The organism is Belliella buryatensis, assembly GCF_900188245.1.
Taxonomy (GTDB): domain Bacteria; phylum Bacteroidota; class Bacteroidia; order Cytophagales; family Cyclobacteriaceae; genus Belliella; species Belliella buryatensis.
Genome location: NZ_FZOK01000004.1, coordinates 224,994 through 245,779, shown reverse-complemented (window position 1 = coordinate 245,779; position 20,786 = coordinate 224,994). Strand labels below are relative to the sequence as shown.

Below are 20,786 nucleotides of genomic sequence, written 5' to 3'. Positions count from 1 at the left end.
TATTTAGAGTAAAATTCCAATAAATCGATTTTTCATTGTTGGCCTAAAAATCAACATCAAATAAGCCCAGTTTTGAGTGTCTTTCAAATTGCCCCTGTTTTGTAAGCTTGCAAAAGTATCGCTGTAAAATAACTGTGAATATCCTCCCTGAAGCGAAATTGCTGAATTGAAGATATAACCAAAAGAGAAATCAAGTTCGGTTCCTAAGTTCTGATCTAAAGTATTCAATCCATCTTGATCAAATACTTCAGCTTGCGATAAGAATTGATGTACATCAGCTTGGATAAAGAATTTGGGATTGAAATCATACCTTCCTTTAAGGTAATAATCCTGTAAGCCAACATTATTTTCATGTGCTCCTCCCACATAGAACAAATCCATGTATCCATTAAAAAGGTGATTGGTGCCATAGAGTGGGGAGAAGGAACTATTTTCTGTATTGACATTATTGGGCGTGCCACTGAGTATTTCAAAGCCAGCTACCAGTCGTAGTTTTTTGCCAGCAACCTGATCAATATTTATTTGTTGGGTGATTTGTGCAGACAGGTCAAAAGCATTGACATTTCTTCCAAAATTATCTATACCTATTTGGTGATAATAAAAACCGTTGACTGTTGTATTGCCTGTTTGATACTTGATTGTTGGAAGACCTATTGTTTGTCTGTAATTGATACCTTCGCTGATGATCGTACCAGCAGAATTTCTCACAACAAATTGACGTCCGTCATTCCAGAAGAGCAATGAAAAATTAAATTGACCTAATTTATTTTCATAGCGGATCATCTGGGCTGCTTTGTAATTGTTGTTCATGTCGTAGAATACGCCAGCCAATCTTTGCTCACTCTGATTATAGCCACCCCCAAAATGTAATTTCATGTCATTTTTCTCGTGTTTGACAAGTGCAAAATCGTGCGCTCTAGCCTGAAGTGCCCAGTCAAGGTTACCAAGAAATCTGAAATTATCGTAGTTCAGTTCTTGCCTACCTAGTTTGATCAGCCAGTTTTCGGCAATCCTTGTTTCTAACCAAGCTTCGTGAACTGACAAGAAATTATCAGTTGCTTTGATTTGAGGTGTATTTCCCCATGTTCTGATGTCTTGAATAGACATATAAAAGGAAATATTCTCCATTTTATAGCTGGCTTGAAGCCTAGCTCGGTGTGCTATAAATTTGGCTGGAACTTCAGATTCAAGTATAGGCCTATTGAACCCATTCCTGAATTCGGCTCTTTGTAGCAGCTGTCCATCTAGGTTGAATTGTGCATGTACCGGTTTAAAAGAAAGGGCCACAAAAATGGCCCATCCAAAAATCAACAACTTGTTCATAATGCTGGGAATTGAGCTTTTATCTGCTACTGATAATGTTTACTTCTTTTTTTGATTCTCTGGCTTTTCCATCCTTGATCCATTGAGGTACTACTTGGTCAAGAAATGTTTCTTTTGCGGCTTTTTCTGCTGGGATATCTAAACCTATGTAGGTTTGAAGTGTCTTTTTGTCGAAAGCAGGCATATCGACAGGTTTGTTGTGACCAAGGTCTGCTAGTAATCTAGCGAGCTTTATTCTAGTCTCTTGAGCAATACCAGTAGCAGAGGTGACGATTCTGCTAGTTTCTAGTGGTGCATGGAATGCAGCGCCATGTGATGCTACTGCATAATCCCAACGCCATTGCGAATGGCGTATTCCCATTAAAATATCTTTCATTTGTGCTTCTGTAGCCCCTAATTCCCAAGCTTTTGCTGTTTCTATATGTGCCATTGCCAGCAGTTTCTGGAGTTTAGAAGTACCTTCTTTGATCTTTCTCTGTCTGTCATAGACATCAGTCAACAAATCTGATTCTTTTTCTCTGTGACATACAAAACAGGAGTTTTCAACATTGCTCAAAGGAGAGCCAATGTGGTGGTCTGTAAATTTCTGTCCACCTTCTGTTTTGTACGGCATATGACAGTCAGCACATGATACTCCTCTCTTTGCGTGAACACCAAGTGTAAAAAGTTCATAATCTGGATGCTGTGCTTTGAGCATTCTGGCTTTGGAGAGCGGGTGTATCCAATCGGCAAAATCAATATTATCAAAGTAAGCCTCAACAGATTCTACATCCATGCCATCTTTCCATGGAAAAGTCAGGTATTGTGCATTCTCTTTTCCAGCCTTTGTTTTGTCAAAATAATATTCCACATGACACTGCGCACAGACCAGGGAGCGCATTTCTTGATGAGAAGCTTGGTTGATGTCTTTGCCCATCGCTTCGAATGCTTCTATCAAGGCGGGTCTAGTAATGGTTAGGTTCATTGTTTCAGGATTGTGGCAATCCGCACAGCCTATGGGGTTGATTACTTCTGATCCAAAATCGGATAGCTTCTGACTGTAGTACTCAGTGACGCCAAGCTCACTCATCAATCTTGGTACATCGGGACTCTTACAAGTCCAGCAAGTACTAGGCATTACACCATCACCTGCTTGCATGGGAGACCCAATTCTTAGTGTATTTTGAACATCAGTGACAGCGTAAGCATGTCCTCGAGGTTGATTGTAATCCTTACTAAAAGCGTATCCAGCCCATAAGATCACCAGTTCAGGCTGATCATCCAAGACACTTCTCAATGCCGAAGTATTATACAAGCTACTGAATGTGGTGTCTTGCGTTTTCATGTAGGATTGGTATTGCCTAGGATAATTGAGTCCCCAGATGGAATCTCTCGGCTCAATACCTTCCAAACTCACCTTAGTTTGATAAGCAAATCTCGCTTCGGTTTTCCTATCCATAATGGTATAAGCCAACATGGCTAATAAAAATACGGCGATGGCTGTGAGGCCAAAAAGGATCCAGTTTTTCATAAGTTTAGTATTTATTATTTCACTTTTTATCTTCTTTGGCGTCCATTGATTCTTTCAACCATTTTGGAACGATGCTGAGGTCAGTAGGAGCGTGTGCTTTAATGGGTTCTATTTGATGGCCAACGGCAGAGAGGCTTTTGGTTCGACCATGTGGTACCTCTCGATGGCATTCCCAGCATATCCTGTCTGTGCGCTTTGCATAATGATCTTCTACAAAGGAGGCCATTTTAGCATCTGTCACTTGTGGTTCATGGCATCTGATGCAATTGCTTTGTATGACTGCGATCGATGGGGCTAATGCCTTAATTACTTCAGGTTCTGCTCTAATTGTAAATATGGATGCATGATATAAACCATCTTTAGCCTTAAAAAAGTATTTATTAAAGACATTGTCATGAGGCACATGGCAATCATTGCAATGGGCAACTTCTCTGTGGGAGCTATGTGTCCACGTGATATATTGTGGCGTCATGATATGGCAATTGACACATGCCTGAGGGTCATCTGATAAGTAAGAAACTGCATTGCTTAGCTTAAAAACATAAATACCAAGACCGAAAAAAGTAGCTACAAGAACAATTGCATATGGTCTCCATTTTTTAGGAGGGACTAAGCTATACTTAAAAAGAAACCTTTTGAAACTTTGAAATTTCGACATAGTGTTGGCTGAGTTTGTTGTTCAAAGTTATATGGACATTCCTAATTAAAATATGATGAAAATCAGGAATGTGACTAAAGTTACAAAAAATAAAATAAATGAAGAAAGTTCTGAATAGTTAGAATTTAGTTTGGGTAATTTCAAAAAAAATAGAGAAAAGAGTTGTAAGTTGTTGTTGAATTAAAATAAAAACCAACACATATGAATCAGGTATTAAAAAAATTCTACAGTTTACCGGGGGTGAAAAAAAGCTATGCATTGAAGTTTTTTGTGATCACATTTTTGGGCATTCATATACCATTGATCGGCTTATCCATATTTCTTTTGGTCTTACCAAATCAACTTGACAACTTGACTATATTTTGGATAGTATTAGGCTTCACATTAATTGGTACCGTTGTTACTCTTTTCATTTTGAATTACTTGATCAAACCCATTCAGCAGGCAGATCGAGCATTGTTACAATATATCCAAGACCGAGAAGTGCCCAAAATAAGCATAGAAGGAGATGATGAGCTAGTCAGATTATTAAATAGCATGGAAAAGACAATTCAAAAAACAGAGGAATTGATAGAGCAAAAAGATGATTTGATTTATCTTTTATCCCATGACTTTAGAGCACCTTTGATCAAAGCCAAAGGTGTTTTTGAACTTATGAGGGAGCAGTCTGGTCACGAAATTGCAATAGAATTAGCAGCTAAACTTGCATTGGAAATGGAGGATCAACTAGGCTTGATGGAAAGCCTTTTGGTCTTGCTGCAAGAGCGCTCTCCAGAGTTACCTCCTAAATTAAATTCAACTGATATGGAAGGATTGATTAAAGGGATCATTAGTGATCTGCAAGAAAAATCTGTTGAGAAGTCTTTGCAAATTAAACTTGATATCCAAGAGGGAAGTTTAGTTCCAATAGAGAGAGATTTAATCAGACAGTTGATCTTCAATCTTCTTTCTAATGCCGTCAAATTTAGCAGAAAGGATGGAGTCATCAGTATTAAGGGAGTGGTGAAAAATGATAGTTTTTCATTACAGGTAAAAGATGATGGAATAGGTTTTGATCCTAAGTTTAAGGATCAATTTTTCCAAAAATTCACCACATATCGTCAAGCGGGTACTCAAGGTGAAAAATCCACTGGTCTTGGACTCTACATCAGTCGAAAAATTGCAGAACGTCATCGAGCTAAAATAAAAGCGCATAGTGATGGTAAGGATCAAGGAGCCCTATTTGAAGTTGAATTTCCTTTGAATTAGGATCTGGCTGGAATCAGAAGTAGGAAAAGGAAGTACCTTCTATTTTACTTTACCAAAGTAAAAAGGCGTTGAAAAAATCAACGCCTTTTTATATCAAAATTTCTCTATCAAAATATCAACCTTCTTTTTCAAATCGTTGATAGCTTCAGCATAACGATCGTCCCATTCTTGTAACCTTGTTGTAGATTTAAGCTCGATTTCGTATTGTATGCCTGGTAGAATCCAAGATGCATAGCCACTAAAAGGATCATTTGAAGCGTAAAGTGACCTGTACCAATTTCCAAAATACATGCCCTTTGGGTCGATAAAAGATTTTTCCAATGATAATAGATCTTGATTGATAGCTTTAGCTTTTTTTGAATCGAATGTTCCACTTTCTAGTTTCTCCGCCAGCTGCTTGTCAAAATTTTCAGCACTTTCTTTTAGGCTGCTGATTGCTTCAAGGGATTTCATAAATCCCCCAAAATCTTTTTCAAATCTTCTGATTTGATTGACAGCCCCACTGAAATGTCCCTCAAGGTCTTTTGCATAGCGACTGACTTGATATGGAATAATGTCAGCATTGGCCAATCGCAGACTGATTATACCCACAAGCTGTTCTACTGCTCCACCCATTTTGAAGCTTGGATCTGCAAATTTTTCGTAAAAATGCAGGTTGTCATAATTGGTATGATAAAGTGTAGGACCACTTGCACCACCACTCATCGAAGGAATACCAGCATGCATATAGAAAGCGATATGGTCAGAGCCTCCACCTAGATTACCTATGCTAGGCTCTGATTGGTTTCTGGCCCAAACTTCAAAGACTGTTTTGGAAGAATCAGGGAAACTAACTGCCTTAGCCGATTCCATGATGATCTTTTTTAAAGTAGGGGATGAGGAAGCACCGAAGTTTCGGCCTGACACTGCTGCGTCTAAGTTGATGTAAGCGACTGCTTTTGCTCCAAGTTCTTCTCTGAATTGCTCCACCCATTCTGTAGATCCAATGACTCCATGCTCTTCCGCATCCCAATGTGCAATCAAAATGGATCTTTCAGGCCGTTGACCTTCTTTGGCTAATTTACCCAATGTTTCACTCAATGCCAGTAGCATGGACGTACCACTGTTTGGATCGGTAGAGCCAAAAGACCAAGCATCATAATGACAACCCAAGATGACCCATTCGTCAGGCTTACTACTTCCTTTAAGTGTACCTACTACATTATTAGCACGGACAAACTCTCGTTTTTGATCAACCTTAACGCGGACTTTTAGCTCCTTTCCACCTTCTAGCCTATAAGTGAATGGAAGGCCTCCTTGCCAGCCAGTAGGCACGGCTTGACCTTTCATTAGAGACATGATTTCCTTGGCCGAACCATAAGGAATAGGGGTCACTGGAATGGTATGTAAGCCTACTTCCTCTGGGTTGAGTCTTTTGATTTTCTCCTTGCTATCCAAAGGCAATGCTGGTTCAAATGGTGTCAAGGCATCTCCTGTCCAATCGACGGTGAGTAAAGACCCTCTTTGAATGGAGGTCTCATTGTAAAAAATGCCATCAGGATAGGTCAATCCACGCATATAGCCTGAATCTCCTGGGTCTGTATAGATCAAAAGTCCAGCAGCACCTGCCGCTTCTGCGAATTTGGCCTTGAAACCTCTGAAGTTTCCTCCATATCTTGCAAGGACTATTTTTCCCTTTACATCAATACCCAATTCATTGAGTTTGTCAAAATCAGCTTTGGTGCCGTAGTTGGCGTAGACGATTTCTGCGGTGACATCCCCACTGCCAGAGAAAGCGTTCCAACCTTTCCATAGCGCTGGATGATCAGCATATGGATCCTCTGCAACAAAATTTTCCTGTTGATTGAGAGGCATTCTAAATGGCCTTACGATTTCTACGAGTGATTCCCCTGGTTCTTTAGAAAGATAAACATCATAGGGGTGAACCTTAACCTCCCAGCCTCCTTGCTGCATGATTTTGACCAAATAGTCTTTGACTCTTTCGTTTGCCTCAGAACCTGCTGGATGAGGCTCTGATGTGATCGCTGTCAAATGCGTCTTGAACCTTCCAAAATCAACTTTATCCAAGAAAGTTTTTTCTAATTCTAATTGCTTATTGATTGCATTAGATTGGAAACCATCTAGCCGCTGAGCGACTGTGGTTTGGTATAGAAATAGGCCAAGAATTGGGATGATTAATCGATGAATCTTCATAAAATTTTAATTGATCGTCTGAAAACAAATATATCCAAGCTATCTTTATATTAAAGCAATTATTCTTTAATCGGAGAAATTAAATTTTGGGGAAATGAAAAAATTACTTGTTTGCACTGGAGGAGGAGATTGTCCGGGGCTTAATGCTGTCATCAGAGGAATCTTCAAAGCTGCAAAAAAAACTAAAGAATGGGAAGTATATGGAAGTATTGAGGCATTTAATGGTGTGATGGCCGAACCACCTTTTATAATCAAGTTAAAGAAATCCAATGTTGGAGGTATTCATGTAAAAGGTGGAACTATTCTAAAGACAACCAATAAGGGAAACCCATTGCAATTCCCGGTTCAAGATGAAAATGGGGATATAGTATTTGAAGACCGTACCGAGGCCCTTGCTGAAAAAATCAAATCATTAGGCTTTGATGCAGTGATCAATATTGGTGGAGATGGCTCTCAAAAAATCTCGAATGCACTTTTTAAACTTGGTGTACCAATCATTGGCTTACCAAAGACCATAGATAATGATCTCTCGGCGACAGATACGACTTTTGGTTTTCAGACAGCCGTTCAGATCGCTACAGATAGTTTTGATAAGTTGGTCACCACCGCAGAAAGTCATCATCGCGTGATGATCATGGAGGTGATGGGCAGAGATGCTGGCTGGATTGCGTTACATACTGCTATAGCAGGAGGTGCTGAAGTTTGCCTAATACCTGAGATCCCTTATGATATCAACAAGGTCAAAGCTAAAATAGACAGTCGATATGAAAAGGGGAGAGGTTTTGTCAATATTGTCATTGCAGAAGGAGCCAAGTCTAGAGGAGGTGAAGTAGTAGGCTCTGCACGAGAAACTGTTTCCGAGCATTTGAGGCTAGGAGGAGTAGCATTTCAGCTTTCACATGAACTCAAGGCAGCAGGTTGCAAGCCTGAAATTAGAGAGACAGTTTTGGGACATATTCAAAGAGGAGGGACACCGATGGCTTATGATCGAGTATTGGCTACGATGTTTGGAGTGAAGGCTTTTGAATTAGTTCAAGAGCAGAGGTTTGGACAGATGGTTTCATTTAAAAACAATGACTATACAGCTGTCAGCTTAGAGGAAGCGGTAAAGGATTATAATTTTGTAGACCCAAATGGCTTCTTGGTCAAAGCAGCTAAAGCCATGGGGATGTCTTTTGGGGATTGAGTGGTGTGTTGGAAATAAGTTTTGAGATACTAGACTTTAGGCAAAAGGTCCTAGAGTCAAGACAAAAGATGAAAGAAATGAATATTGAGGCATAATCATTGACATAAGTTTTTCAAATAAATTAATTTTGTAGATCAAAGCTTTAAAGCTACTATCAATGAAGAATAAAAGATTACTGTATATATCCCTGTTTTTATTAATTCCTATTTTAATTTTCGCGAGTTCTATTTGGGTAGTTTACAGCAAACAAAAAGAACTAACTCAAAGTGCAATAGCAAAAATTAACGAGGAGTTTGTGGGGGTATTGACAATTGAAGACTCTCATATTTCTCCATTTGCCAATTTTCCTTATATCTCTATTGATTTGCAAGGAGTCAAGTTTTTCGAAACCAAAGCAATGGATACAAAGCCTATTTATGAGGCCAATGATTTTTATTTGGGGTTCAGCCTTTGGGATATTTTGAATGGCAGGTATTCGGTCAAGAAGCTCAAGATATCAAATGGCCACCTTGATGTAGTTCAGTATGAAGATGGACAAATCAACTTATTGTTGGCCAAGGGAATCGGTAATGAAGAAAAGGAAACTGAGGAAGATGAAAGCTTTGCTTTTGAATTGGCTGGCGTTGAACTGATAAACTTCGATATCAAGTTTTCAAATTTGAGTAATGGTCAGGATTTGGTTTTTAACATTGCTAATCTCAATACATCACTTAAGATAGATGATGATCATATCTTACTAAATTTGATTTCAGATTTGGTATTTGATTTGGATCAAGATGGTGAGAACACATTTTTTGTCAATAAGCACCTGGCACTAGACTTGAACTTAGATTATTTGAAAAATCAGCAAAACCTGAAAATATCCCCATCTAAAGTTAAACTTGAAGAGGCGCTTCTAGCTGTCTCAGGTGATGTTTTAATATTGGAAGAGGGTTTGGATATGGATATCAAGTTCAATGGAGAAAAACCAGACTTCAATATTTTCGCAGCTTTTTTACCTAGTGAAGCAGGAGATGCATTGAAGCGATACAAAAATGAAGGAGAAGTATTCTTCATTGGTTCTATTAAAGGAATAGCAGGAGCAGGAGAAACCCCAGCTATTGCAGTGGAATTTGGAGCTGACAATGCTTATTTTTTGAATCCAACTATTCAGAAAAAAGTGGATGAATTGAGATTTTCTGGATTTTTCACCAATGGACCGGAAAGGAGTTTAAAAACTTCAGAAATACAATTACAACATTTTCACGCAAGGCCTGACGAGGGTATTTTTCAAGGGAGGATGACTATTAAGAATTTTGAAGATCCTTATATAAAAATCAACCTTAATGCAGATTTGGATCTTGAGTTTTTGGGAGACTTTTTTGAAATTGAGGGGCTGAGAGGGATACAAGGCCAAGTGGTATTAGATATGGATTTTGATGAATTGATAGACTTGGACTTGCCACCAACTTCTATTTCAGGAGTTGAAAGTACTTTGCAAAGTGAGCTATTCTTAAAAAACCTATCTTTAGATATCCCTGGTTATGATTTACCAGTCAAGAACGCGAATGCTTATGCCTATATGCGTAAAGGCAAAGTTGTTTTGGATAATTTATCCTTTAAGATAGGGAATTCTGATTTCTTTTTTGCTGGAGACTTGAATGATATAAGTACGGTTCTTCATCAGACAAATTCACCTTTAAAAGTCAATTTTGAATCCAAATCAAAAAAAATCTTTTTAGCAGAATTGATTCCTACACCAAGTGATAGTTTAACAAAGCAGGAAGAAATATCTGATTTTCAGGTAAAAATGGCTTTTGAAACAACGGGCAAAGAGCTGATGAATTTTGAATACCTTCCTAAAGGAGAATTTTTTGTGGATGATTTTTATGCCAGGCTAAAACACTACCCGCATAGTTTTCATGATTTTCACGCGGATATCTTCATCCATGAAAATCACCTAGAAATTATTGATTTTAAAGGTGAAATAGATGACTCAGATTTCTTATTTACTGGGAAAGTCCAGAACTACAGAAAATGGTTTGAAGAAGTCAAACATGGAGACTCAAGCTTTGAATTTGATTTTGTATCAAGACAATTGCAATTAAATGACCTCTTAACTTATCAAGGAGTGAACTATCTTCCAGAGGACTACAGTAGAGAGGTGATTACTGACCTGAATCTGAAAGGTAAATTGGATTTGCATTATCAGGATGTGTTTCAGTCAGCAGATTTTTATTTAGAAGATTTGGATGGAAAAATGAAAATCCACCCACTGAAACTCCAGGATTTCAAGGGGAGGATACATTATGAAAATAACTTTCTGACCATGGATAATTTTGGTGGTAAAATGGGGATTTCCGATTTTGCTATTGATCTTGGTTATTTTACCGGAATAAAGGATTCTTTAACTGTTCAAAATAAAAAAAGGAATTATTTCAGACTCAGAAGTAAAGTCTTGGACTTGGATGCATTGATGGGGTTTGAGGGCTTAGACAAAGAGACCAATCATCAGGATTCTTTTAATATTTTCCAATTGCCATTTTCGGAAATGGACTTTAGCGCAGATTTAGGGAGGGTCAATTACCATACTTTCTGGCTCGAAGATGTGAAAGCAAATGCTAGAACAACCGAAAACCATTTATTGTATGTAGATACGCTTGGCTTGAGAGCTGCAAATGGAACCTTGGGCATTCAAGGATACTTCAATGGTTCTAATCCAGAGAAGATTTACTTCCATAGCGAGATGAAAGCAGATAAGTTAGACTTGGATAAGCTTTTATTTAAGTTTGAAAATTTTGGACAAGATTATTTGATCAATGAAAATCTTCATGGACTAGTGAGTGGCACTATAAAAAGTAAATTTCTTGTCTATCCAGATTTGACTCCGATAATTGATAAATCTGAGGCATTGATGGATTTGACTGTTTACCAAGGTAGTCTGGTGAATTTCGCTCCATTGGATGCCATGGCTAGTTATTTTGGTGACAGAAATCTCAGGAATGTCCGTTTTGATACCCTAAGCAATACCTTTGAACTAAAAGGAGGTGTACTCAATATTCCAAAAATGAATATCAATTCTAGTCTTGGTTTTATAGAATTGTCAGGTAAGCAAAGTTTAGATTTGAACATGGACTATTTTATTCGCGTGCCTTTAGCGATGGTAACGCAGGTAGGTTTTAGGGCTTTGTTTGGAGGGAAAAACAAAAATGAAGTTGATCCTGATCAAGAGGATGCCATCGTCTACAGAGATCAGGACCGTAGAGTACGATTTGTCAATATCAATATGAAAGGAACTCCTGATGATTATAAAATTGCGCTTAGGAGGGATAGATAAAAGATAAAGATCAGAGAATCAGATCTTTCTTTTTCGCTTGATTTTCTATAAGATAACCAACACCAAACCCTAACACCATCCCTATTGGTATCCATAATGCGAGATTATCAGTTGCAGTACCTATGGAAACACCAATAGAAACCATAAATACAGGCATAAAGATCGATACCCATTGACCTTTTCGCTGTAGTTTATATTTTTTATTGAGGTCTCTGAGCAATTGGTTTTTAGCCTTCACGAAAGGAGCTCCATTTTTACTCGGTTCTGGAAGTTCTTTGACTACTTCTTCAAACTTACCCATCCAGTAATCCTGCTCGTGAGATTGTATTATATTACCAAATTTATCAGGAAGTCTTTTAAGTATTCCCAATTCATATTGACGAAGTTGATTCTCCCGATATCTTTTTTCCTTTTCTTCAATAAGCTGTCTATAGCTTAAGATTCGTTGTTCAAATTCTGCTGTATCCATCTTTAAAACTTTGTTTTTATTCAAAAAATGTAGACTTTATCGATTGGTTTTATATTGTCACCTAAATTAATCAAAATATGCAAGAAAGTATTTTAACTGCTGTATTTCTTCCATTAGCCTTGGCATTCATTATGTTAGGGATGGGGCTATCTCTTTCAGTGAAGGATTTCAGGAATATCTTAATCTATCCAAAGGCTGTATTTTTAGGTTTGTTAAATCAGATGATCCTTTTGCCCTTGATTGCATTTGGTTTGATTTCCGCTTTTGGCCTATCAGGAACCATGGCTGTGGGCATAATGATATTGGCTGCTTGTCCAGGGGGAGCTACTTCTAATTTGATCACTCACCTCTCTAGAGGTGATACAGCTCTTTCTATTAGTTTGACAGCAGTGACATCATTTCTGACAGTAGCTACCATTCCTTTGATTGTAAATTTTGCCATTGCTTATTTTGGGGAGGAAGGAAGTGTGACTTTACCTTTGGGAGAGACGATTATTCAGATTATGGGTGTGACGATCATTCCAGTTTCGATAGGAATGATTTTGAAAAAAAGGTTTCCAGTATTATCTATAAAAGCAGATCGGCCAGTTAGAATCGCTTCAGCGGTCTTTTTTGTTTTGATAATTTTAGCTGCAATTTTAAAGGAAAGAGCTTCTTTGGTAGAATTTTTCATTGCAGCGGGACCAGTTACCTTGATTTTGAATCTAGGAACTTTGCTATTGGGGTATATATTGGCTAGAATAAGCTTACTTCCAAAAAATCAACAAATGACCATTGCCATAGAATCAGGAATTCAAAATGGAACTTTGGGTATCATGATCGCAGCTACCCTATTGAGGAATTCTGAGATGACTGTTCCCATCGCGATTTATAGTTTGATCATGTTTTTTACTGCTGGCTTTATTATTTTCATGGCCAATAAAAAGCAAAAAGCAGATGCCTGAGCTGTGGTTTATTCCTAAGCTAAAAAGGTCTTTTTTTAAGTTAAAATTCTTTGTGCCTTAGTGTCTTCGTGGGGTTCAATAAATTGTCAATACCACAAAGGCGCCAAGGCACAAAGTTTAATCTAATACCTTCGAAATTTAGAAAGAAATCATCAGGCTTTGCTTAATTGCCATATAAAATCTTTGCAGCTTCTTCATATTTGTCACCAGCTTTCCATTGAGGACGTGCAGGATTGTTAGCAATCTTTTCTGCTGTAAGTATATATGACTTCCAATACTTGACTGCATAATCCAAATCAAAGTTGTCTACTTGATCACCAGGCTGATGGTAGTATTTATTGATCTCGTCATCGAATGCTCTGAAACCTAAAGAAAAAGTAGGAGAGGGGATGCCTTTTCTGGCAAAGTTGACATTGTCAGATCGATCGTAGAGTCCTTGTTCTGGTGAAGGGTCAGCAATTGTTTCTAGTCCAAACTGAGCTGTGGCTTCCGCAATCAGCGGATCAACAGAAGTTCTTCCAAATCCTATCACAGTGATGATGGAAGTATCATTGTATCCTCCATTGTCTATATTGAGATTATATATGATTTGATCTAATGGTATCAATGGATTGTCTGCGAAATACCTACTTCCCAATAAACCTTTTTCTTCTGCTGTCCATGCACATAGTAAAATAGATCTTTTGGGAGGGTTTTCTGCAAAATATCTCGCAGCATTGATAACTGCCACAGTTCCTACAGCATTGTCTCTAGCGCCATTGTAGATAGAGTCTCCATTGGCATCTGGTCTACCTACACCTATGTGATCGTAGTGAGCAGAGAGCATGATGTATTCATTTTTGAGTTTTGGGTCTGTACCTTCGATTACTGCTACGACGTTTTTACCCACAATGTCTCGATTGATTTTACCAATGACTTCTACATTGGCACTTTTGATTTCACCTTTCCCTATGGCATTGATGGATTCATTTTTTGTATCACTCAGCCAGATGTATGGTATACTAGCTTTTCCTCCAGTATTGTCTACCGTAAGCTGAGTCCTATTTAGTGTTCGTGCTGCAAAATTCCATGGCGAAGGAATATTATACATTTCTATCAATGCCACAGCTCCTTTGGATTGCGCTAAGCTCAATTTTTCTCGGCCTGCTGCAAAAAGATCACTTGGAGTCAATCTGTCAGGTGCTCCTACATTGGTCACTACGATTTTACCTTTGACGTCCTTTCCTACATAATCTGCTTCTAGTCCATATCCCATTACGATCAATTCATATTCTCCATTAATCGAAGGGCCATCTAAGACTAATAAGTTGTCTCCTTGGGAAAACATATTGCTACCCAACCTAACTTCGCCTTTGGTAGGAGGGGCAGAAAGCCTGAATGGGATATGTTGATAATAGCCATTGGCTCCTGATATTTCTTGGGCGCCATATTTCCAAAATTGTTCGGCTATGTATCTGGCAGCAGCGTCAATTTCTGGTCTGATAGGATCTCTTCCCATCAATTCATCAGATGCTAGGTATCGAAAATGTGATATGGATTCCCTTTCGTGGAAATTTGCCTCTATGGCAGTTTTTCCTCCTTGGGCAAATAAGCTGCTTGATGATAATATCAAGCCTAAGCTAAGCGCTAAATATGTTCTCTTCATAAGTATTGTTGTTTCTGCTATGAAGATAGAAATTTAGCCTAGGGACACCAAGAACTTTTACCTGATCTACTAAAATTGTACGAATTCGGATAAATTATTATTGATAACTTTAAAGAAAAAATAAATTTAATGTTCAAGTTATATCCACTTTTGTTTTTCTTATTGGTTTTAAGTTCATGCCTTTCTTCAAAACAGTCGATCAAGTTTGAATTGGAAGATGGTTTCTATCAATCAAAAATTTCGGGAGAAAAAGAGACCATTTATTTAGATAATGAATTAGACTATTTATATGTGTTTCCATTAAAGAAAGTGGGGGATCTATATGAAGTAGATACTTTAGAGAGAGAATCATATATATTTCCGCAAAAGCTTTCAAATTATCCTTTAGAATCGGTAGCCTTTACCACCCATGGATTTGATGTTGATGTGATTACAATTCCATTTAAGTACAGATTCCCAGTGTTTGCACAGCCACAGCAGCTTTCGACCAACCTCAATGCCTCTCTCTATGTTGGCTACAGGACTGATTTTTATGGTCTTAAATACAAAAGGAATAAGCTTGGGCAATACATTAGACAATCTAAACATTATGGACTTTCTTTTGGGGCATTTTCAGGTTTTGGATCTTCACCTGTGACGCCCTGGTTTACAAATGATCAAATTACCGAGGAGTATGACGGATTGGTCTGGTCAAATGGTTTAGCTGTAAGTTTGGGCATAGATTACCTCAACCTTGGCCTTGCTGTAGGATGGGATAGACTACTTGATAAAAATTCTAGTGTTTGGATTTACCAAAGAAAACCTTGGCTAGGTTTAGTGATTGGGATCAATATCAATTAAAATAATCTAACTTCAGATATTCAATAATTTTCTTAAAATGTTCTGGCAATTCTGCTTTGATAGAAACCACCTCGTTTGTTATAGGGTGATCAAACTCTAAACTCGCTGCATGGAGCAGGAGATTGTATGACCCGAAAGTTTCTCTAAAAAATCTGTTCTGCTTATTTTCCCCATGCGTGCTGTCTCCAATGATGTAGTGTCTAGCATGTGCTAGGTGTCGCCTGATCTGATGCATCCGACCAGTATGTGGGTAGGCTTTGAGCAGAGCATAGCGACTTGTAGGATAGCGTGGCGTAGAAGCAAATGGGATTTCAGTTTCTGACAATTTCCAAAACTCAGTCTTACACTCCTGCAATTCACCATCCAATTCCTTTTTTAATGGATGATCAATTAGAAAATGATCTTCTTTAGGAATACCACGTACTATGGTCAGGTATGCCTTCCTGATTTCAGTTGTAGCGAATTTGGGTTGTAAAAGTGCCGCTGCTTCAGGTGATTTGGAAAAAAGTAAGACCCCTGAAGTGGGTCTATCTATTCTATGTAATGGATAGACCCACTGACCAATCTGATCACGCAAAAGCTGCATGGCAAAAATTGGTTCTTCATCTTTTGCTAGTTTGGTTTTATGGACCAAGAGACCTGCAGGCTTATTGATAGCTATGTAGTCAGCATCTTCAAAGATTATTTCTAATAGCATATCAGAAAATTGTTCCTGAGCCTATGCTTTCATTTCCATCATACCAGGCTACAAATTGACCTGATGCAATGCCTTTTTGAGGAGTATCAAAGATTACATAGAGTCCATGTGCTTTCATGATCAAAGTAGCAGGACTCAACGCTTGTCGGTACCTGATTCTAGCTAAATACCTGGCGGACTTTCCCATATTCAGTCTGAGATCTTCTCGAATCCAATGAATATCCTTTTTAGGAACGAAAAGCCCATTTCTCAATAATCCTGGATGAGTCTCCCCCAATCCGGTATAAATAATGTTTTCCTTTGTGTCTGTTGCAATGACAAAAAGCGGTTTGCCTGTGCCACCAACCTGTAAACCTTTTCTTTGTCCCACTGTAAAATAATGGGCGCCATTGTGCTCGCCTAGTTTTTGTCCTTGAGTAGCAATATACTGCTCAGGTAAACAAATTCCATCCAAAACGTCTTCTTCTAAATCTTCCAAAGGTATTCCTGCTGGAATTTTCTTTTTATCATAAATTGCCAAATCATCAGGAATTACTAGAATATCTCCTTTTTTGGGTTTTAGCTGTTGCTGGAGGAAATCAGGCAGTCGTACTTTACCTATGAAACAAAGTCCTTGGCTATCTTTTTTGTCTGCGGTGATCAGATCCTGTTCTTTGGCTATTTTTCTTACTTCTGGCTTTTGAAGGTGCCCGATCGGGAACAAGGCTTTTGATAACTGATCCTGATTCAACTGACATAGAAAGTAACTTTGATCTTTGTTTGGATCAGCCCCTGCTAATAGTTGGTAAACTGGCTTGCCATCGATTTCAACCTCAGCCTTCTGACAATAATGTCCAGTTGCTACATAATCTGCTTTTAGCTTCTGAGCTGCTTTAAGAAATATGTCAAACTTAATTTCTCTATTGCAAAGAATATCTGGATTTGGTGTTCTTCCAGCTTCATATTCTGCAAACATGTAGTCTACAATTCGTTCTCTATATTCTTCACTTAAGTCAATAGCTTGAAAAGGGATGCCCAATTTTTCTGCAACCAGCATGGCATCGGTACTGTCTTCCATCCAGGGGCACTCGTTGGAGATGGTTACAGATTCATCATGCCAGTTTTTCATGAACATGCCGATCACTTCGTAACCTTGTTCTTTAAGTAAATAAGCCGCTACTGAGCTATCTACTCCGCCGGATAGACCGACTACTACTCTTTTTCTTTGGTTCATTTTTCTAAATTTTCATGGGTTCAAGGTCCATGAGGATTTATTTGCATGCACAACATTACCCATGTTGCGAATGGTTCAGCAAAGTTAAGGGATTTTAGAAGGAAAGATTCTTTTGATGTATTAAAGCTTTGAGATTGTGTTTGATGATTTTTTTTCTTTCCCCATAAATCCAATCCCTTTTTCTACTTCGTATATGCTGCCATTAAACCAACTTATATCGTATCATGAACAAAAACAGTTTTACCTATGGGTTACGTACCCTGATGATTTTGACAGCAGCCTTGTTTGTATTTAGCTGTAATGATGAAGAACAATTGCCAGGTGTAGATTTACCAGGCCTTGCCCCTGAGGTTTCCTTTACTGCTTTGATTGAAGGAAATAGGATTGCACAATTTGAAGCTAGAGAATTGAACGCGGGAATGGACATCAAAGAAATTACGGGGCTTGTTTCTGGTGATAATTTGATCAGTATAGACTACAGACCAGCAACAGGTCAATTGTATGCCTTGGGTACTAGCAGTAGGCTTTACATCATCAATGAAAATACAGGAGAAGCTACAGCACTTGGCGAAGCATCTTTCTCGCCAGCAATTTCAGGTGCCAATGCTTCTATAGATTTCAACCCTACAGTGGATAGAATCAGATTGGTCACAGAATCAGGACAGAACTTGAGGTTACATCCTGAATTAGGAACAGTGGTGGCAACTGATGGAAATATATCTGGAGGTATGAATCCTAGAATTGGTGCTGTAGCCTATACCAATAGTAGGGCTGGAGCCAGTTCTACAGAGCTTTTTGATATTGATTTTGAAGCAAATAAACTGTTTGTGCAAGATCCGCCAAATGATGGAGGATTGAGAGAAATAGGTGACTTAGGTGTGGATTTTAGGGGTATGGGTAATTTCGACATTACACCAGACAATAGTATTGCATTGGCGGTGACCAGAAGCGAAAATGAATCTAGACTTTTCACGATAAACCTTTCTAACGGACGTGCCCAATGGGTGGGCACTTTCAACTTACCAGTGATTGGCATTTCTTTCAAGACAGAGGCAGTTGCTTATGCTGCATCAGAGGATAATATGCTATACAGATTCAATCCTATGAACCCCGAAATGAATGGCGTTGCATTCCAAGGTTTGTTAGCTACAGAGACTGTAGTTGGTTTGGATTTTAGACCTGCTAATGGTCAGCTGTATGCTATTACAAACTTGAGTAGAATTATGACAGTAAATACTGCAAATGGTCAATTGACAGTGGTAGGTTCTCCTTTGAATCCCCTTTTGCTTGGCGGTAGTTTTGGTTTTGATTTTAATCCTACTGTGGATAGAATTAGGCTGGTAAGTAATTTAGGTCAAAATCTAAGGCTTCATCCAGATCTTGGAACAGTAGTGGCAGTAGATGGTGAATTGAACCCAGGTACTCCTTTCATCAATGGAGCTGCCTATACTAACAATACCGCAACAGCCACGAGTACTGTGCTTTTTGTAATAGATAGCGAAACAAACATGCTTTACAGACAGGATCCGCCAAATGATGGAGGTCTGGTATCGATCGGAAGTTTAGGAGTGGATTTCACTTCTGATAATGGCTTTGATATTGGAGGAAAATCCAATATGGCATTTGCACTACTAGAAGTAGCAGGAATGACTGGTGTGTATAGTATCAATCTTGAGAGTGGTGCTGCCACCAAAGTTGCAGATTTTAATATTAATGCTACTGCAATGGCAGTTGGGTTAGGGTTCTAATATTTCTTGGGATTAATTTTTGAAAAGACCAGTCAATTTTGGCTGGTCTTTTTTTTATAAAAAAGCTCTTTCAAGAAAGAAGAAACTCTAAAATTGAAGTGTGATGATGTGAAACGCACTATTCAAAAAGTGGTCTAAAACCTTTTAATTCTATCTCGCGGGCTACAAAACAAAAAGAGCTCATTCAGTAAAGAAGAAGCTCTAAAGTCGGGGTGGCAGTATTATAACTACCCCTCAAATTTCGTGTTTTAAAGGGTTTTTGAGATTTTTTGGGGACTAAATCCTGAATTTGGGGACTGTTAGTCCCCAAAGGTTTTACCCTTTAATCAAACATCCTTTGATGATTTGGAAGTGCAAATTTAGTCAAATTTATTTTACAGACAAAAGTTGTTAGAAATTTTAATCGTATTGAAAATTTCTAAACTGATAATCAATGAGATAAATTTTAACACCTCAATATTCACCTATTTTTTTATCGTTTTCCCTCATTACACCATACTTATATCCAAAGAGAATCCGATTTGATGTAAGAAATGAAAAATCCTTCATTCGGTATAGTGAGAACTATTATAGGGTATGAATCGGAGAGTTTATGAAAATTATAGGAATGGGGAGAGGTTGATTCACCCCATAATACCTATCTATTATCTACACCTATGGAAAAGATTGGAATAATGATTAGAAAATGGGATTACACAGAGAATGGAAAACACATCAACCCATCAAAGAAGAATCTGAAAAGACAGATACTGACACTTCACAGAAAACTGAAAAAGAAAGATAAGATATGGACAGAATACTCAATTGAAAAAGACAGAGACGGAAACAAAAACCACATCCATCTTCTACTTCACTACACAGATAAAGAGAACCTATACCAACACCTATCCCGATTCATTGGAAACGGAGAATGGAAGAAAAGGGAAATGGGATTGAATGTATTTGATGAATGTAATGGTAAATACGGTCTCATTCATACAGAACCCATAGAAGATGAATGGAAATACAGAGGATACATCAATAAAAAGGAACAATCCACTACACTGATTTGAAGATATGTAAAATCAGAAAGGAGGTAGAAAACAACCCCATAATAAAGAGAAAATACAGAAACCATACAATTACATCAGATGAATAGAAAATCACTCCAAATGAAGAAAAGAGAGTTTAATAAATTGATTAAAGATAATCCGGAAAAATTCATTAGAAGTTTAACCGATGAACTACTGGAATTGGATTACCAAATCAATAGAAGAAAAGATGAATTGGATTCACTACCCACCAAAGAAGATAGAATAATAAAGGTGATGGAAATACTGAACCAGATAAGGATTAAAAATCAAAAAGGAGGGGTAAAATAACCCCATAGAGAAGAGACCTTTTGTTGGGAATACAAATCCATACCCAATAAATAGAACTCCTTAAAAACGATTAAAATAAGAAATTGACTAAGACTATAATTTATGAAAGAAGTAGATGAAAGAATACCAAAAAAAGAAATACTGAAAATGTATGGAATTGATAGAACAACTTTTGAACTATGGGTAAAAGAAAGGGGATTACCCGTGATAGAAATATCCACCCATTCCAAATATGTAAGAAAGAGTGATTTGATTGATTGGGAGGAAGGATTGATTCATCAAAGAATATTCAGAGAGTTAGGGGTATAAAAAACCAAAGTATATCAAATATACTTTTCAGAACACATATTGATAGGTTATACTTATACCCATTGTTTGAAGAATAGATTGACTATCAATATAGTATAAACTAATTACTTCTGCTATCCCACCATC

Annotated in this window: 17 protein-coding genes; 9 read left to right on the top strand and 8 right to left on the bottom strand. The window is 37.9% G+C overall.

The genetic code is table 11. The annotated features are described in order from the left end of the window. Positions 1-3 precede the first annotated feature (3 nt). From CHB66_RS05970 to nrfH, 3 genes are read right to left on the bottom strand one after another with little or no spacing between them, the layout of a single operon-like run. Positions 4-1,323, bottom strand: coding sequence for a hypothetical protein (locus tag CHB66_RS05970; protein ID WP_170932442.1), 1,320 nt, complete (start codon positions 1,321-1,323; stop codon positions 4-6). 19 nt (positions 1,324-1,342) lie between these two features. Beyond that, positions 1,343-2,833: an ammonia-forming cytochrome c nitrite reductase gene (nrfA, locus tag CHB66_RS05965; protein WP_089238980.1), complete on the bottom strand. Its 1,491-nt coding sequence runs from the start codon at positions 2,831-2,833 to the stop codon at positions 1,343-1,345. A 19-nt stretch (positions 2,834-2,852) separates the two neighbouring features. Further along, positions 2,853-3,491, bottom strand: coding sequence for a cytochrome c nitrite reductase small subunit (gene nrfH, locus CHB66_RS05960; protein WP_089238978.1), 639 nt, complete (start codon positions 3,489-3,491; stop codon positions 2,853-2,855). 201 nt (positions 3,492-3,692) lie between these two features. Between nrfH and CHB66_RS05955 the strand changes: the two genes are divergently transcribed. Continuing rightward, the gene (locus CHB66_RS05955) at positions 3,693-4,739 is read left to right on the top strand and encodes a sensor histidine kinase (protein ID WP_089238976.1); all 1,047 of its coding nucleotides are present in this window, start codon (positions 3,693-3,695) and stop codon (positions 4,737-4,739) included. A gap of 93 nt (positions 4,740-4,832) precedes the next feature. Here CHB66_RS05955 and CHB66_RS05950 read toward each other — a convergent pair whose 3' ends face one another. Next, on the bottom strand, positions 4,833-6,932 hold the full coding sequence (locus CHB66_RS05950) for a M28 family peptidase (protein WP_089238974.1): 2,100 nt from the start codon (positions 6,930-6,932) through the stop codon (positions 4,833-4,835). A 94-nt stretch (positions 6,933-7,026) separates the two neighbouring features. Here CHB66_RS05950 and CHB66_RS05945 point away from each other — a divergent pair, with 94 nt between their 5' ends. Next, on the top strand, positions 7,027-8,118 hold the full coding sequence (locus CHB66_RS05945) for a 6-phosphofructokinase (protein WP_089238972.1): 1,092 nt from the start codon (positions 7,027-7,029) through the stop codon (positions 8,116-8,118). A gap of 157 nt (positions 8,119-8,275) precedes the next feature. Next, positions 8,276-11,434, top strand: coding sequence for an AsmA-like C-terminal region-containing protein (locus CHB66_RS05940; RefSeq protein WP_089238970.1), 3,159 nt, complete (start codon positions 8,276-8,278; stop codon positions 11,432-11,434). 10 nt (positions 11,435-11,444) lie between these two features. Here the strand turns inward: CHB66_RS05940 and CHB66_RS05935 are convergent, their stop codons facing one another. Further along, positions 11,445-11,903 carry a hypothetical protein gene (locus CHB66_RS05935; RefSeq protein WP_089238968.1) on the bottom strand — a complete coding sequence of 153 codons (459 nt, stop codon included), beginning with the start codon at positions 11,901-11,903 and terminating at the stop codon, positions 11,445-11,447. Between the two features lie 77 nt (positions 11,904-11,980). On the opposite strand from CHB66_RS05935, the gene CHB66_RS05930 reads away from it, so the two are divergent. After that, positions 11,981-12,847, top strand: coding sequence for a bile acid:sodium symporter family protein (locus tag CHB66_RS05930; protein ID WP_089238966.1), 867 nt, complete (start codon positions 11,981-11,983; stop codon positions 12,845-12,847). Positions 12,848-13,010: 163 nt separating this feature from the next. Here the strand turns inward: CHB66_RS05930 and CHB66_RS05925 are convergent, their stop codons facing one another. After that, a complete protein-coding gene (locus CHB66_RS05925; RefSeq protein ID WP_089238964.1) occupies positions 13,011-14,492 on the bottom strand; it encodes a M28 family peptidase in 1,482 nt (493 codons plus the stop codon). A gap of 129 nt (positions 14,493-14,621) precedes the next feature. Here CHB66_RS05925 and CHB66_RS05920 point away from each other — a divergent pair, with 129 nt between their 5' ends. Further along, the gene (locus CHB66_RS05920) at positions 14,622-15,332 is read left to right on the top strand and encodes a hypothetical protein (protein WP_089238962.1); all 711 of its coding nucleotides are present in this window, start codon (positions 14,622-14,624) and stop codon (positions 15,330-15,332) included. Here CHB66_RS05920 and CHB66_RS05915 read toward each other — a convergent pair. Both CHB66_RS05915 and mnmA read right to left on the bottom strand, forming a co-directional pair. Next, complete coding sequence (locus CHB66_RS05915; protein ID WP_089238960.1) at positions 15,325-16,029, bottom strand: pseudouridine synthase; 705 nt, start codon at positions 16,027-16,029, stop codon at positions 15,325-15,327. The genes CHB66_RS05920 and CHB66_RS05915 overlap by 8 nt on opposite strands. A 1-nt stretch (position 16,030) precedes the next feature. Continuing rightward, positions 16,031-17,242, bottom strand: coding sequence for a tRNA 2-thiouridine(34) synthase MnmA (mnmA, locus tag CHB66_RS05910; RefSeq protein WP_089238958.1), 1,212 nt, complete (start codon positions 17,240-17,242; stop codon positions 16,031-16,033). Positions 17,243-17,466: 224 nt separating this feature from the next. On the opposite strand from mnmA, the gene CHB66_RS05905 reads away from it, so the two are divergent. The 4 genes from CHB66_RS05905 to CHB66_RS05890 all read left to right on the top strand — a co-directional run bounded on the left by CHB66_RS05905 (position 17,467) and on the right by CHB66_RS05890 (position 20,660). After that, on the top strand, positions 17,467-18,990 hold the full coding sequence (locus tag CHB66_RS05905; protein WP_089238956.1) for a DUF4394 domain-containing protein: 1,524 nt from the start codon (positions 17,467-17,469) through the stop codon (positions 18,988-18,990). A gap of 674 nt (positions 18,991-19,664) precedes the next feature. Beyond that, positions 19,665-20,042: a hypothetical protein gene (locus tag CHB66_RS05900; protein WP_212668441.1), complete on the top strand. Its 378-nt coding sequence runs from the start codon at positions 19,665-19,667 to the stop codon at positions 20,040-20,042. A 99-nt stretch (positions 20,043-20,141) separates the two neighbouring features. Beyond that, positions 20,142-20,351 (top strand): hypothetical protein, encoded by a 210-nt coding sequence (locus CHB66_RS05895; RefSeq protein WP_141107374.1) that lies wholly within the window; start codon positions 20,142-20,144, stop codon positions 20,349-20,351. Positions 20,352-20,453: 102 nt separating this feature from the next. After that, a complete protein-coding gene (locus tag CHB66_RS05890) occupies positions 20,454-20,660 on the top strand; it encodes a helix-turn-helix transcriptional regulator (protein ID WP_089238950.1) in 207 nt (68 codons plus the stop codon). The last annotated feature ends 126 nt before the right edge of the window (positions 20,661-20,786 follow it).

Bases quoted from the DNA above. Each gene is read 5' to 3' on its own strand.
- CHB66_RS05945 (WP_089238972.1), top strand. From the start codon at position 7,027: ATGAAAAAATTACTTGTTTGCACTGGAGGAGGAGATTGTCCGGGGCTT.
- CHB66_RS05970 (WP_170932442.1), bottom strand. From the start codon at position 1,323: ATGAACAAGTTGTTGATTTTTGGATGGGCCATTTTTGTGGCCCTTTCT.
- mnmA (WP_089238958.1), bottom strand. From the start codon at position 17,242: ATGAACCAAAGAAAAAGAGTAGTAGTCGGTCTATCCGGCGGAGTAGAT.
- CHB66_RS05930 (WP_089238966.1), top strand. From the start codon at position 11,981: ATGCAAGAAAGTATTTTAACTGCTGTATTTCTTCCATTAGCCTTGGCA.
- CHB66_RS05935 (WP_089238968.1), bottom strand. From the start codon at position 11,903: ATGGATACAGCAGAATTTGAACAACGAATCTTAAGCTATAGACAGCTT.
- nrfA (WP_089238980.1), bottom strand. From the start codon at position 2,833: ATGAAAAACTGGATCCTTTTTGGCCTCACAGCCATCGCCGTATTTTTA.
- CHB66_RS05895 (WP_141107374.1), top strand. From the start codon at position 20,142: ATGAAGAAAAGAGAGTTTAATAAATTGATTAAAGATAATCCGGAAAAA.
- CHB66_RS05920 (WP_089238962.1), top strand. From the start codon at position 14,622: ATGTTCAAGTTATATCCACTTTTGTTTTTCTTATTGGTTTTAAGTTCA.
- CHB66_RS05905 (WP_089238956.1), top strand. From the start codon at position 17,467: ATGAACAAAAACAGTTTTACCTATGGGTTACGTACCCTGATGATTTTG.
- CHB66_RS05925 (WP_089238964.1), bottom strand. From the start codon at position 14,492: ATGAAGAGAACATATTTAGCGCTTAGCTTAGGCTTGATATTATCATCA.
- CHB66_RS05955 (WP_089238976.1), top strand. From the start codon at position 3,693: ATGAATCAGGTATTAAAAAAATTCTACAGTTTACCGGGGGTGAAAAAA.
- CHB66_RS05950 (WP_089238974.1), bottom strand. From the start codon at position 6,932: ATGAAGATTCATCGATTAATCATCCCAATTCTTGGCCTATTTCTATAC.
- CHB66_RS05940 (WP_089238970.1), top strand. From the start codon at position 8,276: ATGAAGAATAAAAGATTACTGTATATATCCCTGTTTTTATTAATTCCT.
- CHB66_RS05915 (WP_089238960.1), bottom strand. From the start codon at position 16,029: ATGCTATTAGAAATAATCTTTGAAGATGCTGACTACATAGCTATCAAT.
- CHB66_RS05890 (WP_089238950.1), top strand. From the start codon at position 20,454: ATGAAAGAAGTAGATGAAAGAATACCAAAAAAAGAAATACTGAAAATG.
- nrfH (WP_089238978.1), bottom strand. From the start codon at position 3,491: ATGTCGAAATTTCAAAGTTTCAAAAGGTTTCTTTTTAAGTATAGCTTA.
- CHB66_RS05900 (WP_212668441.1), top strand. From the start codon at position 19,665: ATGATTAGAAAATGGGATTACACAGAGAATGGAAAACACATCAACCCA.